Consider the following 15,440-nt stretch of genomic DNA (forward strand, 5'->3'; position numbering starts at 1 on the left):
AGAGGCCGAAGAGAACTTCTATGCACAGCGCGACGTGCTCGATATGGTCGCGTGAAATGAAGCTATAGGTCTCCGACAAACCCGGAGCGATTCAGGACAATTACACGGCGACGAGTTGGTCCTGATGAAAGAGGCACGTGCGAACTTGTTATCGGCGCAATTTTAGGCGTGTTCGACCACAAGCGAGCGCAGGACAAACGAGCGAACTAGGTATCGGCGCTTGCCAATTGCAGATAATCGGGGATACATTAGAGATACTCTCGGGGGAACACGAGGTTCTACAGGAACGAAATATGTAAATATTTCAATCTTGTAGAAGCTAGACGGGCCAGCTCCACGCGCCTACCGCCGGAGCCAAAAATGAGAACCGCTCTAGATGTCCCTCTCGGCTCAGCAGCGCTGCTACCTTCTCCTGTGCTTCAGCAAGTCTTTGTCCTTAGACTGTGATCGCATTGCTTCGATATTCTCTTCACCCCGGCGCAACTGCCTAGGTGGTGGACTAATTCGAGAGACAGTCCTGCTCGGCGTTGGACGGTCTTTCAAGCATGACGGCGGAAGTGGAACTCGAGGCTCTCATGGTTCTCTCAAGACACATCTATGCGCGGCAGCTTGCAGATTTCCCGGTATAGCGTTTCGACCGGATATTCCCCGTAGTTCTCCCCAGCGGTGCGACCAGCGTGGCCTTGGATGGCCCCGAGGTATTCCGGCGCGATATCGGCATTGCGACCCACCGTCTTGAACCTATGTCTCCATGCATGGTTTGGCTGGATGCGCTCATCGGTGATACCGACGCTTTCCCGCACCCAGACTGCAATCTTGTCTCTGGCGTTGCCTGAGCGTTTCTTGGCCTCTGCCGTGGTAGAGCCGCCCGAGTGGAAAAGATAACCGCTCTTAGCGCTTGCGATGAAGTCCAGAAGGCCAATCTCCTGTAGGTGAGGGTGGACTGGCACGGCCCGATACATACCGGCTTTAACGCTTCCGGCCTCTGGCGTGATGGTGAGTTGTGGAATACCGTTCACGACGGTCAGGTCTTCTTTCCGAAGCTGGGTTATTTCGCCCGCCCTTGCTCCTGTATAGGCGCATATCCAAGGCACCCAACGGCATGCCAGCTTGTTATGGTGCGCCATGTTGGATGGGTGTTCAAAGACCTTGTTTGCAGCAGACAAGACGCATTTTGCCTCTGCTTCAGTGAACCCAGACGACCGCGATTTGACCTTTGTAGGAATCTTGACGCTGACACTATTCGTCGGGTCGCTTTCTATGAGAAATTTGGAGTGCGCCAAACGGAAGACTGTCTTAACCGCAGCTAGGTATTTCGCGCTGACGGTCTTTGGGTTCAGGCCTCTTTCGTGCCGCAGATAGTCCGTCCATTCGGATATTTCTCGCGGAGAGATGCGTTCAACATCCTCATGACCCAGATAATTTTTGAGGGCTTCCAACTTCTGGGCGAAGTCCTTGACCGTGTTCTCAGTTTTTCCGTTGGCGAGGTGATCTTTCTTCCACCTATCGAATAGGTCTGAAAGCGTCGACCCCGAAGCTGACTTTGGGGGTTTCTTTTCCGATGCCCATTCTGGGAACCGGTTGGCGTTCGGGTCGGGTGAGAAATCTCCCTGCGACCGCTTGTGCAGTTGTTCGGTGGCTTGTTCCCATGCGCGCTGAGTTTCTGTGATCAAACGCTTCCGCGATGTCTGATCAATGGCGATGCCCTCTTCGAACAAGACCTCGTCCACAGTCTGACCATACCACAGTTCCAACGCGCTATCGTCGCTCGCCGCCTGCTTGTTCAGTTGGGCAACGTGTTCCCAGATCGACGTTTCACCGGGTTCTTCATCCAAGGTTTCCATCAGGCGCTGATAGACTCGTCCTGACAAGCTAACGATTTGTTTGAGTGTTAGTGGTTCTGGTTTAGCCCGCAAGGCAGCCCAGCGGCATTGAAAGGCCGCATACTCGATAGCAAAGCGTTCCTTGGCTTCGGCAGGTTCGCGCGTTCGCAACGATTTCGATACTTCGGCGCGACCTACAGAGGCAGTGAGATCAGCCGGAACGCGCACGCGGATATAGTAGATTCCGCTATCCGGGTCTTTGACGGGACGGGGCATGATAAGGGTCACTGTGTAGGACTCCTGTGTAGGAGTCGGCAAGCGTAGGGCGCTGATTTCGCGTAAATATTTGTGTTTGCTGGTGTTTTCATGGTGCTGCTGGGGAGGATTGAACTCCCGACCTCACCCTTACCAAGGGTGCGCTCTACCACTGAGCTACAGCAGCACGTCGTGGCGCGCTGATTAGACGCTAATCCGCAATGGCGCAAGGGGTAACTAGACGGTTTTTCACCGCTCCTGTAAAGAACCGGCATGAGCAGGAAACAGACACCGGATGCAGGCGCGAAACAGGGCCAGAGCCGCGAGGACAGGCTGAAATCGGCATTGAAGGCCAATCTCGCGCGGCGTAAGGCACAGTCACGCGCGCGCGACGCGCAAGCGACACAGCCACCGGCAACCGCCGACAAGGGCAAGGACAAAGGGTAGAGCAGATGGATTCGATCATCGTCACGGGCAATGGCCCCCTCCACGGGCAGATCCCGATCGCGGGCGCCAAGAACGCCTGCCTCACGCTGATGCCCGCAACCCTTCTAAGCGATGAGCCGCTGACCCTGACCAACGCGCCTCGGCTGTCGGACATCAAGACGATGACCACGCTCCTGCAATCGCTGGGGGCCGAGGTCTCGCAGTTGCAGGGCGGTCAGGTGCTGGCGATGTCCTCGCATGCGCTCGACAATCACGTCGCCGACTACGACATCGTGCGCAAGATGCGCGCCTCGATCCTCGTTCTGGGCCCGATGCTGGCGCGTCATGGACATGCGGTGGTCTCGCTGCCGGGCGGCTGCGCGATCGGCGCGCGCCCCGTCGATCTGCACCTCAGGGCGCTCGAGGCGATGGGGGCGGTGCTGGAACTGAAAGAGGGCTATGTCCACGCTACCGCGCCCGGCGGGCTCAGGGGCGGCGTGGTCGAGTTTCCCTTTGTTTCGGTCGGGGCTACGGAAAACGCGCTGATGGCGGCCACGCTGGCCAAGGGCACGACCGTGCTGAAGAACGCCGCGCGCGAACCCGAGATCGTCGACCTCGCGCAATGCCTGCGCAAGATGGGGGCCCAGATTGAGGGCGAGGGCACGCAGACGATCACCATTCAGGGGGTGGACCGGCTGGGCGGTGCGACCCATGCGGTCGTGGCCGACCGGATCGAGCTTGGTACCTACATGCTCGCCCCCGCGATCTGCGGCGGCGAGGTGGAACTGCTGGGCGGGCGGATGGATCTGGTGGGCGCGTTCTGCGAAAAACTCGACGCCGCCGGGATCAGCGTCTCGGACACCGGCAGGGGCCTCATGGTCAGCCGCAAGAACGGGCGCGTGCGCGCCGTCGACGTGGTGACCGAACCCTTCCCCGGTTTCCCGACCGACCTTCAGGCGCAGATGATGGCGCTGATGTGCACGGCCCAAGGCACCTCGGTGCTGGAAGAGCGGATTTTCGAAAACCGTTTCATGCACGCGCCGGAACTGATGCGCATGGGGGCCAGGATCGACGTGCATGGCGGCACCGCCACGGTGACCGGCGTCGAGCACCTCAAGGGCGCGCCGGTCATGGCGACCGATCTGCGCGCCAGCGTTTCGCTGATCCTCGCCGGGCTTGCCGCCGAGGGCGAAACCATCGTCAACCGGGTCTACCACCTTGATCGCGGCTACGAGCGGGTCGAGGAAAAGCTGGGCAATGTCGGTGCCAGAATCGAGAGGATCAGCGGCCAATGACCCGGGACGCCACATTCGAGGACGGGCGCGAGGCCCCGCTCAATCTGGGTGCGATGGACGCCGATGACCTCCGGGTGATCTCCGGCCTCGTGCAGGACGCGGTCTTTCCGATCACGGAAATGACCTGGCGGCCGGGGCAGCGTCGCTTTGGCATGCTGCTCAACCGCTTTCGCTGGGAGGATGCGGGGCGCGAGCGGCATGGGCCTGAACGCGTGCAGTCGCTGCTCGTGGTGGACAATGTGCTGCGTGTGGCCAGCCAGGGGATCGACCGGCGGGACAAGGACACGATCCTGTCGCTTCTCGCGGCAGATTTCGAGCCAGGCGAGGATGGTGCGGGCGATGTCCTGCTGACGCTCGCGGGCGATGGCGCGCTGCGGCTCTCGGTTGAGGCGCTGGAGGTCACGCTCAAGGATGTGACCCGACCATACCGCGCACCCTCCGGCAAGGTGCCCCGGCACGACGACTGAGCGCGGGGGCAGCGTCGGAACCGGGTATTTGCACCAAGAAGAAACCAGGGCTTGAGACACATCCGCCACCCCGCTATGTCCCCGCGAAAGGAGCCGCCATGCCGATCACCCTCGACACCACAGCGCCCGATTTCGAGGCCCGTTTCACCGACCTTCTGAGCGCCAAGCGCGAGGACAGCCCCGATGTGGACGATATCGTCGCGGGTATCATCGCCGATGTGCGCGCCCGCGGCGATGCGGCGGTGATCGCCCTGACCGAGCGGTTCGACCGGATGACGCTCACGCCCGACACTCTGCGTTTCTCGCAGACCGAGATCGCTACACTCATTGCACAGGTGCCAGAGTCAGAGCGCGCGGCGCTGGAACTTGCCGCCGAACGCATCCGCGCCTATCACGCCCGGCAGATGCCCGAAGATGCAAGCTGGACCGACGAGAACGGCGCGATGCTGGGCTGGCGCTGGACGCCCGTGTCGGCGGCGGGACTCTATGTGCCCGGCGGTCTAGCCTCCTATCCGTCCTCGGTGCTGATGAACGCGATTCCGGCCAAGGTGGCGGGGGTCGGGCGGCTGGCCATCACCGTGCCCACACCGGACGGCAAGGCCAACCCGCTGGTGCTGCTCGCCGCGCAGATCGCCGGGGTGGACGAGATCTATCGCATCGGTGGCGCGCAGGCGATTGCAGCACTTGCCTATGGGACCGAAACCATCGCGCCGGTGGACAAGATCACCGGCCCCGGCAACGCCTTTGTCGCCACAGCCAAGCGGCGGGTGTTCGGCAAGGTCGGCATCGACATGATCGCCGGACCCTCGGAAATCCTGGTGATCGCCGACAAGGGGCAGAACCCTGACTGGATCGCCCTCGACATGCTGAGCCAGGCCGAACATGACGAGAGCGCGCAGGCCATTCTGATCACCACCGATGCGGACCTCGCGCGCGACGTCGGCGCCGCGATCGGCCGGCATCTGCAAACGCTGGAGCGGCGCGCCATCGCGGGGGCGAGCTGGCGCGATTACGGCGCGATCATCCTAGTGTCCGATCTGACCACGGCGGCAACGCTGAGCAACCGCATCGCCCCCGAACATCTGGAACTCTGCGTTGCCGATCCCGAGGCCCTGTCACAGCAGATCACCCATGCCGGGGCGATCTTTCTGGGGGCATGGACCCCCGAGGCCATCGGCGATTACGTCGGCGGACCCAATCATGTGCTGCCCACCGCGCGCTCGGCGCGGTTCTCCAGCGGTCTGTCGGTGATGGATTTCCTCAAGCGCACCACGCTGGCGAAAATGACCCCCGAGGCGCTGCGCGCCATCGGTCCGGCCGCTGAGACACTGGCAATATCCGAGAGCCTGGAGGCGCATGGCCTCTCGGTGCGCGCGCGGCTGGATCATCTCAACGGCTGAGACACCGGACTTGGTGTGCCGGGATGGCGGTTTGGCGCTCGCTCTGGCGAAACATACTCTTTCACCTGCGGCATCCGGACACTATAAGGGCAGACACTCCGGACCCCGAGTCGCGGGGCTGATCATCGTTTCGGGCGGCAGGGCACAGGCGCAAATGTCTATATTTGATAGGATTCCCAGTCTGTTTTCTTCAGACATGGCAATTGATCTGGGAACGGCGAACACGCTGGTCTACGTCAAGGGCCGCGGCATCATCCTCAGCGAACCGTCGGTGGTCGCCTACCATGTCAAGGACGGCGTGCGAAAGGTGCTGGCAGTCGGAGAGGATGCCAAGCTCATGCTGGGCCGCACCCCCGGCAGCATCGAGGCGATCCGCCCGATGCGCGAAGGCGTGATTGCCGATTTCGACACCGCCGAGGCGATGATCAAGCATTTCATCCGCAAGGTGCACAGGCGCTCGACCTTTTCAAAGCCCAAGATCATCGTCTGCGTGCCGCATGGCGCCACGCCAGTCGAGAAACGCGCCATCCGCCAATCGGTTCTGTCGGCGGGCGCGCGGCGCGCGGGCCTCATCGCAGAGCCGATTGCTGCGGCCATCGGGGCGGGCATGCCGATCACCGATCCGACCGGCAACATGGTCGTCGATATCGGCGGCGGCACCACCGAGGTTGCGGTCCTCAGCCTGGGCGACATCGTCTATGCCCGCTCGATCCGGGTAGGCGGCGACCGCATGGACGAGGCGATCATCAACTATCTGCGCCGCCAGCAGAACCTGCTGGTAGGTGAATCCACCGCAGAACGGATCAAGACCTCGATCGGCACCGCGCGCATGCCCGATGACGGGCGCGGCACATCCATGAAGATCCGCGGTCGCGACCTTCTGAATGGGGTGCCCAAGGAAACCGAGATCAGCCAGGCGCAGGTCGCCGAGGCGCTCAGCGAGCCGGTGCAGCAAATCTGCGAGGCGGTGATGACCGCGCTGGAAGCGACCCCGCCGGATCTCGCTGCCGATATCGTCGACCGGGGCGTGATGCTCACGGGGGGGGGCGCATTGCTGGGCAATCTCGACCTGGCACTGCGCGAACAGACCGGGCTTGCGGTCTCGATCGCCAATGACAGCCTGAACTGCGTGGCGCTTGGCACCGGCAAGGCGCTGGAATTCGAAAAGCAGCTGCGCCACGCGATTGACTACGACAGCTAAGACGCCCACCTTTTGACGAAAAGGGGGATCCTTTGGCAAGGGACCGAGGACAAGGCGACGATTACACCGGCCCGCTCAAGCGTCTGCTTCTGGGGGTTCTGGTCCTTTGCCTGATCGGCCTGTTCCTAGTCTGGCGTATCGACAGCCCGCGTGTCGAGCGGTTTCGGGCACAGGTGGTAGACCGGATCGTGCCCAACCTCGACTGGGCGATGGCACCGGTTACAAGCGCAGTGAACATCCTGCGCGATTTTCAGAGCTATCAGAGGATGTATCAGCAAAATCAGGATCTGCGCCGCGAGTTGCAGCAGATGAAGGCCTGGAAAGAGGCTGCGCTGCAACTCGAGCAGGAAAACGCGCGGCTGCTCGATCTCAACAACGTGCAACTCGATCCGCGCCTGACCTTCGTTACCGGCGTGGTGATGGCCGACAGCGGCTCGCCCTTCCGGCAATCGGTCCTGATCAACGTGGGCATGCGTGACGGGATCATGGATGGCTGGGCCGCGATGGACGGGCTGGGTCTGGTTGGGCGGGTCTCCGGGGTAGGGCGTAACACCGCACGGGTGATCCTGCTGACCGATACCTCCAGCCGCGTTCCGGTGACGATCCAGCCCTCCGGCCAGACGGCTCTGGTGGTGGGCGACAACAGTCTTGCGCCGCTCATCGACTTTGTCGAGGCCCCCGATCAGGTGCGGCCGGGCGACCGGGTGCTGACATCCGGGGATGGTGGGGTGTTCCCGGCGGGCCTGCTGGTCGGGCAACTGGCGACGGACCCGAGAGGACGGATGCGCCTGCGCATTGCCGCCGATTACGAACGGCTGGAATTCCTGCGCGTCCTGCGCAGCTACGGGCTGGAGGATCTGAGCGATCCCGGCCAGTTGATCGCGCCCGACCTCCTGCCGGACGACACAACCCCCGAAGCCGCCGCCGAGGCCGGCAATGGCTGATCGGCTGATCCCGCGGCACTGGCTGATGCGCATGCTCTACCTGGCACTGTGCCTCGTGCTGATCTTCACCCTGCTGCTGCCGCTCGACATCCTGCCGCCTAGCTGGGCCGGACCCGATCTCATGCTGGCGCTCACCTGCGCCTGGGTGGTGCGCCGGCCGGAATATGTGCCTGCCGCTCTCATCGCGCTGGTCGCGCTGTCGATGGACCTGCTGCTGCAGCGCCCACCGGGCCTGTGGGCGGCTCTGGTCGTCGTCGGCGCGGAAACACTGCGCAATCGCGTGCTCATGCTGCGCGATCTCAGCTTCGCTGCGGAATGGGCCTCGGTCGCCAGCACGATGATCCTGATCACGCTGGGCTATCGCATCCTGCTCGCGCTTTTCATGGTCGACCAGGCCCCGCTCGGCCTGTCCCTGATGCAGCTTCTCTCGACACTGATGGTCTACCCGTTCGTCGCCTTCGCTTCGCAAAGCCTGCTTGGTGTGCGCAAACTGGCGCCGGGCGACCTTGACGCGATGGGCAAACGGCCATGAGACGTCCGGGGCGCGAGAACACCGAGAGCCAGCGCCGGATCACCCGCCGAGGTCTGATCCTGGGCGGGCTGCAGACTGGTGTGCTGGGGGTTCTGGCGCTCAGGATGCGGTTCATGCAGGTCGAACAGGCCGACCAGTTTCGCCTGCTCGCGGACGAAAACCGCATCAATATCCAGCTTATTCCGCCCACGCGCGGGCGCATATTCGACCGCAACGGTGCAATTATCGCCGACAACGTGCCCAGCTATCGCATCACCATCGTGCGGGAACAGGCCGGTGATGTCGATTCCGTGATCACCCGCCTCGCGCAACTGATCGAACTTGACCCCGACGAACTGGAACGGGCCCGGCGTGACCTGCGTGAGTTGCGCGGCGACACGCCGGTCACCGTCGCCGACCGCGTCAGCTGGAGTGCGCTCAGCCGGGTCGCGGTCAATGCCCCCGCCCTGCCTGGCGTCCTGCCAGAGGTGGGCCTGTCCCGGCGCTATCCGGCGAAGGGCGACTATGCGCATGTGATCGGCTATGTCGGCCCGGTCAGCGAGCGCGACCTGGAAAATACCGATGCCCCCGAACAGCTGCTGCGACTGCCGCGGTTCCAGATCGGCAAGATTGGTCTCGAGGCACAGCGCGAGAACCTCCTGCGCGGCAGCGCTGGTACCCGGCAGGTCGAGGTCAACGCCGCCGGGCGCGTCATGCGCGAACTGGACCGGCAAGAGGGACAGCCCGGCGCCGATCTGCAGACCACGCTCGACAACAGCCTTCAGGGCTATTGCAGTGCACGACTGGACGGCGAGAGCGCCGCCGTGGTGGTGCTCGACTGCGACAACGGCGATATTCTCGCCTGCGCTTCGTCGCCAAGCTATGACGCGAACCTCTTTGTGCGGGGCATCTCCTCGACCGATTACCGGGCGCTGCTGGAAAACCCCTATCGCCCGCTGCCCAACAAGGCGGTGCAGGGGATCTATCCGCCGGGATCGACCTTCAAGATGGTGACGGCGCTGGCGGCGCTGGAGGATGGCAAGATAGGCCTCGATGAAACCGTCTATTGCCCTGGCCACCTGACGGTCAGCGGTCGTCGGTTCCATTGCTGGAAACGCGGCGGACACGGTAACATGGACCTGCACCGCTCGCTACGCGAAAGCTGCGACATCTATTATTACGAACTGGCCCTGCGCACCGGCATCGAAAGGATCAGCGCCATGGCCGAGCGCCTTGGCCTCGGTGTGCAGTTCGACCTGCCGATGACCAGCGTGGCCAAGGGTCTCGCCCCAACGAAGGAATGGAAACTCTCCAATCGCGGCGAACCATGGGTGGTCGGTGACAGCGTCAACGCCGCCATCGGCCAGGGCTTCGTTCTGGCCTCACCCCTGCAACTGGCGGTGATGACCGCCCGCCTCGCCACCAGCCGCAGCGTGACGCCACGGCTGATCAAGTCGGTGGACGGCGTCGAACAACCGACCGGTCATGGCGAGGATCTCGGCCTCAACGAGAACATGCTGCGTGAGATCCGCAACGCGATGTTCGCCGTGTCCAACAGCAATCGCGGCACCGCCTACAACTCACGCATCGTCGAGGATGCCTTCCGCATGGCCGGCAAGACCGGCACCAGCCAGGTGCGCAATATCACGGCCACCGAGCGCGCGGGCGGCGTGATCAGCAACAAGAACCTGCCCCGCGAACAGCGCGATCACGCGCTCTTCGTCAATTTCGCGCCGTTCGACACCCCCAGGATCGCCGTCGCGGTCGTGGTCGAACATGGCGGCGGCGGATCGACCGCGGCGGCGCCGATTGCCCGCGACATTACCCTGCAGGCGCTTTACAATGGCGATCCGCCGCTCGAGGCCTATCCGACCGCCGACCGCCCGGCGGTCAAGGCCCGGCAGGAGCAGTTTCGCCGCACCCGCCCGCTACCGGATGCAGAGGCAAAAGACCGCGCATGAGCTATCTCGAATATACGGTCAAATCCACACCCACCGGCCCGGGCAAGATCCTCTATCTGAACTGGCCACTGATCATCCTGCTCTGCGCGGTGGCGGGCATCGGCACCCTGATGCTCTACTCCGTCGCGGGCGGCTCGATGTCGCCATGGGCAGAGCCGCACATGAAGCGATTTGCGCTCGCCCTCGCCGGGATGTTCGTCGTCGCCATGGTGCCGATATGGTTTTGGCGCAACATATCGCTGCTGGCCTATCTTGTCTCGCTCGCACTGCTGGTTGCCGTTGCTCTTGTCGGCATCGAAGGCAAGGGGGCGCAGCGCTGGATTGATCTGGGCTTCATGCGGCTGCAGCCTTCGGAACTGGTCAAGATCACTCTCGTGATGCTGCTGGCGGCCTATTACGACTGGTTGCCGATGTCACGTGTATCCCGACCCTTCTGGGTGCTGATCCCGGTTGCGTTGATCCTGGCCCCGGTGGCCCTCGTCCTGAAACAGCCCGATCTGGGCACCTCTATCCTGCTTCTGGCGGCAGGCGGGGTGATGATGTTCCTGGCAGGCGTCCACTGGGCCTATTTCGCGACCGTCATCCTGGCCATGGCAGGCGGTGTGTTCGCCGTCATCAAGAGCCGCGGCACAGACTGGCAACTGCTTGAAAACTATCAGTACCGGCGCATCGACACCTTTCTCAACCCGGAAAATGACCCGCTCGGCGCAGGCTATCACATCACTCAGTCCAAGATCGCCCTCGGCTCGGGCGGCTGGACCGGGCGTGGCTTCATGCAGGGCACTCAGTCGCGGCTGAACTTCCTGCCAGAGAAACACACAGATTTCATTTTCGTGACGCTGGCCGAGGAATTCGGCTTTGTCGGTGCGGTTTCCATTCTGGGCCTCTATGCGCTGATCCTCGTGTTCTGCATCGCCGCCGCATTGTCCAACCGTGATCGGTTCTCGTCTTTGCTCATCCTTGGCGTGGCGGTGACGTTCTTTTTGTTCTTCGCGGTGAACATGGCGATGGTCATGGGGCTGATGCCCGTCGTGGGCGTGCCGCTGCCGCTGATCAGCTATGGCGGTTCGGCGATGCTGGTGCTGATGGTGGGTTTCGGCCTTGTCCAGAGCGCGCATATCCACAAACCAAGGTGATCCGACATGGCTGTGAACATCCTCTTCGCCGCCCACCCCGAGCGGTGGGACACATATCAGGCGCCGCTGGAAACCGCGCTGTCCAAGGCGGGCGTCGCGGCGCGCCTTTCCACCAGCCTGCCTGCCGAAGAGGTGGATTACATCGTCTATGCCCCCAACAGCGAGGTGCAGGACTTCACCCCCTTCACCCGTGCCAGGGCGGTGCTCAACCTCTGGGCCGGGGTCGAGGATGTGGTGGGCAATCCCACGCTGCGCATCCCGCTGGCGCGCATGGTCGATCACGGGCTGACGCAGGGCATGATGGAATGGGTCACCGGCCATGTGCTGCGCCATCACCTGGGAATGGATGCGCATATCCACGGGCAGGACGGGGTCTGGCGCAAGACGATCCCGCCGCTGGCGCAGGACCGCCCGGTCACGGTGCTGGGCCTCGGCGCGCTCGGGCGGGCCTGCGCCGAGGCGCTGCGTGCCCTCGGCTTTGCCGTCACCGGCTGGAGCCGCAGCCCAAAGGACATTCCCGGCATCAACTGCCTTGCGGGGGATGCGGGCCTGCGCGACGCGCTGCGAACGGCCGAAATCCTGGTGCTTCTGCTGCCGCTGACGGCGCAAACCGAGAACCTGCTGAACACCGCAAGGCTGGCGCTTCTGCCGCGCGGCGCGGTGATCGTGAATCCGGGGCGCGGACCGCTGATCGACGACGATGCACTGCTTGACGCCCTCGACGCGGGTCATGTCGGCCACGCCACGCTCGACGTCTTCCGGGTCGAGCCGCTACCCCCCGACCACCCTTACTGGGCGCACCCCCGCGTGACGGTGACGCCGCATATCGCCTCCGAGACCCGCCCCGACACCGCCGCCCAGGTGATCGCCGAAAACATCCGTCGCGGCGAGGCGCGAGAGCCGTTCCTGCATCTGGTGGACCGCAAGACCGGCTATTGAACGCGCCACCTGACTACCTCAGACGCGGCGGTCTATCCGGGTCCATGCCGGTTGCCGCGCGCGGTTCGGGCGCTGCCGGTTGCGGCAGATCGAACCGCAGCCCCGCCGCCGCAAGACGCGCCGCCGCCGGATCATCCGCCGACAGGAACGCCACATCAAGCGCCGCCGCCTCCAGTTCGGAAAAGATCAACACCTCCGAAACCGCCCGCGCCAGAGCGGCCCTTGCACCGGGCACTGCATCGACAAAGCCCAGCATATGCCCCCGCGCGCCGCCTTCATAGGTCACACCCACCAGATAGGCCAGTCGCGCCAGCCCCGCCGCAGAGGCCAGCCGTGCATCGAGCGCCAGCATGAAATTCTCGGGCAACCCCCTTGGGGCCGTGAATTTCTCCGGTCGCGCCTCGATTTCCGACGGCTCCTGCCCCAGCGTCTCGGACAGCCAGTCAACAGCTTCGGGCGGGATCAGGATCGACGAGGGCGCGCCATCAAGATTGACACCAAGCCCAACCCCCTGTCCGGCCAGCAGGCTGGCGATCATCCGGCCCGAAAGCGCGGCATAGGGCACCGCCCGACCGGCAAAGACCCCCAGACGGTCTTCGCGGTCGAACACGAGGACATAGGAATGATCCGACAATTCGAACAGGTCCGGGTCGATCCTGTCACCTTCCACTTCGGATTTCAGCAGCAGATACAACTCGCTCGCCGCCAGTGTCTCATAAAAGCGCAAGCGTGCGCTCGCGTCATCCGGGGTCGCCTCCATCTCGGCATGGGCGACATCGAGGCGCGTGAGGTCAGTCATGAATAACCCTTTGAACGGCTGCGCGTAATTCGGGCAGCACCTCGGCTTCGAACCACGGATTCTTCTTCAGCCATGCGGTATTGCGCCACGACGGATGCGGCAAGACGAAAAGACGCGGTGCATGGTCGCGCCAGCCGCGCACCGTCTCGGTCACCCCGGTCGTGACACCAAGATGATATTTATGGGCATGGCCCCCGACAAGCACGGTCAGCGCCACGTTCTCAAGGGTTTGCATGACCCCCTCATGCCAGGTGCGCCCGCAGATGCGCGGTGGCGGCAGGTCCGCGCCCTTCGCGTCGTAACCGGGAAAGCAGAACGCCATCGGCACGATCGCCACACGCGATCTGTCGTAGAATTCCGCCTCCCCCAGCCCCAGCCAGTCGCGCAGCCGCTCGCCCGAGGGATCATCGAACGGCTTGCCCGAGCGGTGCACCCGCATCCCCGGCGCCTGACCGGCGATCAGCAGACGCGCCGACGACCGGAACCAGACCACCGGGCGCGGCGCATGCGCGGTCCGCGTGGCGGCAAAGCGGTCCGCGCAGAGACGGCAAGCGCGGATGCGCGTTGCGATATCGCCGCCCGCGTCATGCAAGCGTCACCCCCGCCGCCCGCATCCCCGCCTCCGCCGCCGCACCCGAACCATCAAGGTCGATGGCGCGGCACAGATCGCGGCGCACGGTGGCGCGATAGCCATGCCATGCCGCGTCCACCGCCGAATAGTTGACGCAGAAATCGGTGGCCAGCCCGACAAAGGTCAGATCAGTCAGACCGCGGGTCTGAAGATAGCCATGCAGCCCGGTGGGCGTTTCGCGGTCATTCTCGAAAAACGCCGAATAGCTGTCGATGCCGGGATGATATCCCTTGCGCAGGATCAGATCGGCGCGGGTCGTGTCGAGATCCTTTTGAAACGCTGCCCCGTCACTGCCCTGCACACAGTGATCGGGCCAGAGTACCTGCGCGCCATAGGGCATCTCGACCGTCCCGAACGGGGCCTTGCCGGGATGCGCCGAGGCGAAAGAAGAATGGCCCGCCGGATGCCAGTCCTGCGTCAGGATCACCGCAGGGAATTCCGCCATGAGCGCATTGATTCCCGCGACAATCTCGTCGCCGCCGGGCACGGCAAGCGCGCCACCGGGGCAGAAATCGTTTTGCATGTCGATCACGATCAGTGCCTGGGTCATGGCGGGTCTCCTTTACCCCTCTATGGGTAGGGGGCGGGGCAATCGGCGTCAATGGCGGCGCATTGCCCCCTTGCGGGGCGGCCTGCGCGGGCGTAAATCGCGGCCCATGTATCGGATTGCCGCCCTCTACCACTTTACCCGGTTCGAAAACCCCGCCGCGCTGCGCGCACCGCTTCTGGCGCTCTGCAAGGCCGAACGGATCAGCGGCTCGCTCTTGCTGGCCCGCGAGGGGATCAACGGCACCATCGCCGGACCGCATGACGGCATCGGCAGGGTGCTGGCGCATGTCCGCGTCCTGCCCGGCTGCGCGGATCTGGAATGGAAGGAAAGCCAGAGCGCCGCGCAGCCCTTTCGCCGGATGAAAGTGCGCCTGAAACGCGAAATTGTCACAATGGGCCAGCCCGATGTCGATCCGCGCGCGCGCGTCGGGCACTATGTCGAACCCGACCAGTGGAACGACCTGATCCGCGCGCCGGACGTGGCGGTGATCGACACGCGCAACGATTACGAGGTGGCGATCGGCACGTTTCATGGCGCGGTGGACCCCGGGACCGCCAGCTTCCGCGACTTTCCGACATGGTGGGAGAACAACAAGCACCGCTTTCACAACAAGAGGATCGCGATGTTCTGCACCGGCGGCATCCGCTGCGAGAAATCCACCAACTACCTGCTGGGACAAGGGGTGGAAGAGGTCTATCACCTCAAGGGCGGCATCCTGAAATACCTCGAAGAGGTGCCCGAGACCGACAGCATCTGGCAGGGCGACTGTTTCGTCTTTGACGGGCGCGTATCGGTCGGGCACGGGCTAAGGGAAGGCCCGCACCTCTTGTGCCACGCCTGTCGCCGCCCGATCCTGCCCGAGGACCGCACCCGCCCCGAATACGAGGAGGGCGTCGCCTGTCATCATTGCGCGCATGAGACCAGCGACGACGACAAGGCGCGGTTCCGCGAGCGGCAAAAACAGATGGCGCTGGCCGAAGCGCGCGGCGCGCGACATATCAAGGTGGTCCACGAGGGCTGAGCCCCGGACCGGCGCGCGGGCGGAGCCGCCCGATATTCGAGTATTGGCAGAACAGTGAAAGGGCAGAGCGGTCGCGTAGCC

The 15,440-nt window shown here is 63.8% G+C and carries 15 protein-coding genes and 1 tRNA gene; 11 read left to right on the forward strand and 5 right to left on the reverse strand.

Annotation, left to right across the window (positions count from 1 at the left end):
• Positions 1-584: 584 nt before the first annotated feature.
• Both BSG08_RS17175 and BSG08_RS17180 read right to left on the reverse strand, forming a co-directional pair.
• A complete protein-coding gene (locus tag BSG08_RS17175; RefSeq protein WP_093039082.1) occupies positions 585-2,111 on the reverse strand; it encodes a DUF6538 domain-containing protein in 1,527 nt (508 codons plus the stop codon).
• Between the two features lie 79 nt (positions 2,112-2,190).
• Positions 2,191-2,265 (reverse strand) — tRNA-Thr (locus tag BSG08_RS17180).
• 86 nt (positions 2,266-2,351) lie between these two features.
• Between BSG08_RS17180 and BSG08_RS19535 the strand changes: the two genes are divergently transcribed.
• The 10 genes from BSG08_RS19535 to BSG08_RS17225 all read left to right on the forward strand — a co-directional run bounded on the left by BSG08_RS19535 (position 2,352) and on the right by BSG08_RS17225 (position 12,358).
• Positions 2,352-2,525 (forward strand): hypothetical protein, encoded by a 174-nt coding sequence (locus tag BSG08_RS19535; protein ID WP_175544816.1) that lies wholly within the window; start codon positions 2,352-2,354, stop codon positions 2,523-2,525.
• Between the two features lie 5 nt (positions 2,526-2,530).
• A complete protein-coding gene (gene murA, locus BSG08_RS17185) occupies positions 2,531-3,799 on the forward strand; it encodes a UDP-N-acetylglucosamine 1-carboxyvinyltransferase (protein WP_093039083.1) in 1,269 nt (422 codons plus the stop codon).
• Positions 3,796-4,266, forward strand: coding sequence for a DUF2948 family protein (locus tag BSG08_RS17190; RefSeq protein WP_093039084.1), 471 nt, complete (start codon positions 3,796-3,798; stop codon positions 4,264-4,266). The genes murA and BSG08_RS17190 overlap by 4 nt, the downstream gene beginning before the upstream one ends.
• Positions 4,267-4,364: 98 nt before the next feature.
• Positions 4,365-5,666, forward strand: a complete 1,302-nt coding sequence (hisD, locus tag BSG08_RS17195; protein WP_093039085.1) for a histidinol dehydrogenase — start codon at positions 4,365-4,367, stop codon at positions 5,664-5,666.
• Between the two features lie 154 nt (positions 5,667-5,820).
• Positions 5,821-6,867, forward strand: coding sequence for a rod shape-determining protein (locus BSG08_RS17200; RefSeq protein WP_093039086.1), 1,047 nt, complete (start codon positions 5,821-5,823; stop codon positions 6,865-6,867).
• A gap of 32 nt (positions 6,868-6,899) precedes the next feature.
• Positions 6,900-7,811 (forward strand): rod shape-determining protein MreC, encoded by a 912-nt coding sequence (mreC, locus tag BSG08_RS17205; protein WP_093039087.1) that lies wholly within the window; start codon positions 6,900-6,902, stop codon positions 7,809-7,811.
• Positions 7,804-8,343, forward strand: coding sequence for a rod shape-determining protein MreD (locus tag BSG08_RS17210; protein ID WP_093039088.1), 540 nt, complete (start codon positions 7,804-7,806; stop codon positions 8,341-8,343). Before mreC ends, BSG08_RS17210 begins: the two co-directional genes overlap by 8 nt.
• Positions 8,340-10,283, forward strand: a complete 1,944-nt coding sequence (gene mrdA, locus BSG08_RS17215) for a penicillin-binding protein 2 (RefSeq protein WP_093039089.1) — start codon at positions 8,340-8,342, stop codon at positions 10,281-10,283. The genes BSG08_RS17210 and mrdA overlap by 4 nt, the downstream gene beginning before the upstream one ends.
• Positions 10,280-11,419, forward strand: a complete 1,140-nt coding sequence (gene rodA, locus BSG08_RS17220; RefSeq protein ID WP_093039090.1) for a rod shape-determining protein RodA — start codon at positions 10,280-10,282, stop codon at positions 11,417-11,419. The genes mrdA and rodA overlap by 4 nt, the downstream gene beginning before the upstream one ends.
• A 6-nt stretch (positions 11,420-11,425) precedes the next feature.
• On the forward strand, positions 11,426-12,358 hold the full coding sequence (locus BSG08_RS17225; protein ID WP_093039091.1) for a 2-hydroxyacid dehydrogenase: 933 nt from the start codon (positions 11,426-11,428) through the stop codon (positions 12,356-12,358).
• Positions 12,359-12,371: 13 nt separating this feature from the next.
• On the opposite strand, the gene BSG08_RS17230 is transcribed toward BSG08_RS17225, so the two are convergent.
• From BSG08_RS17230 to pncA, 3 genes are read right to left on the reverse strand one after another with little or no spacing between them, the layout of a single operon-like run.
• Positions 12,372-13,157: an SseB family protein gene (locus BSG08_RS17230; RefSeq protein WP_093039092.1), complete on the reverse strand. Its 786-nt coding sequence runs from the start codon at positions 13,155-13,157 to the stop codon at positions 12,372-12,374.
• Complete coding sequence (locus BSG08_RS17235) at positions 13,150-13,749, reverse strand: uracil-DNA glycosylase family protein (RefSeq protein ID WP_093039093.1); 600 nt, start codon at positions 13,747-13,749, stop codon at positions 13,150-13,152. Before BSG08_RS17235 ends, BSG08_RS17230 begins: the two co-directional genes overlap by 8 nt.
• Complete coding sequence (gene pncA / locus BSG08_RS17240; protein ID WP_093039094.1) at positions 13,742-14,338, reverse strand: bifunctional nicotinamidase/pyrazinamidase; 597 nt, start codon at positions 14,336-14,338, stop codon at positions 13,742-13,744. Before pncA ends, BSG08_RS17235 begins: the two co-directional genes overlap by 8 nt.
• A gap of 106 nt (positions 14,339-14,444) precedes the next feature.
• On the opposite strand from pncA, the gene trhO reads away from it, so the two are divergent.
• Positions 14,445-15,359, forward strand: a complete 915-nt coding sequence (gene trhO, locus BSG08_RS17245) for an oxygen-dependent tRNA uridine(34) hydroxylase TrhO (RefSeq protein WP_093039095.1) — start codon at positions 14,445-14,447, stop codon at positions 15,357-15,359.
• Positions 15,360-15,440 lie beyond the last annotated feature (81 nt).

The sequence above is a fragment of the Roseovarius azorensis genome (genome assembly GCF_900109455.1).
In the GTDB taxonomy this organism is placed as follows: domain Bacteria; phylum Pseudomonadota; class Alphaproteobacteria; order Rhodobacterales; family Rhodobacteraceae; genus Roseovarius; species Roseovarius azorensis.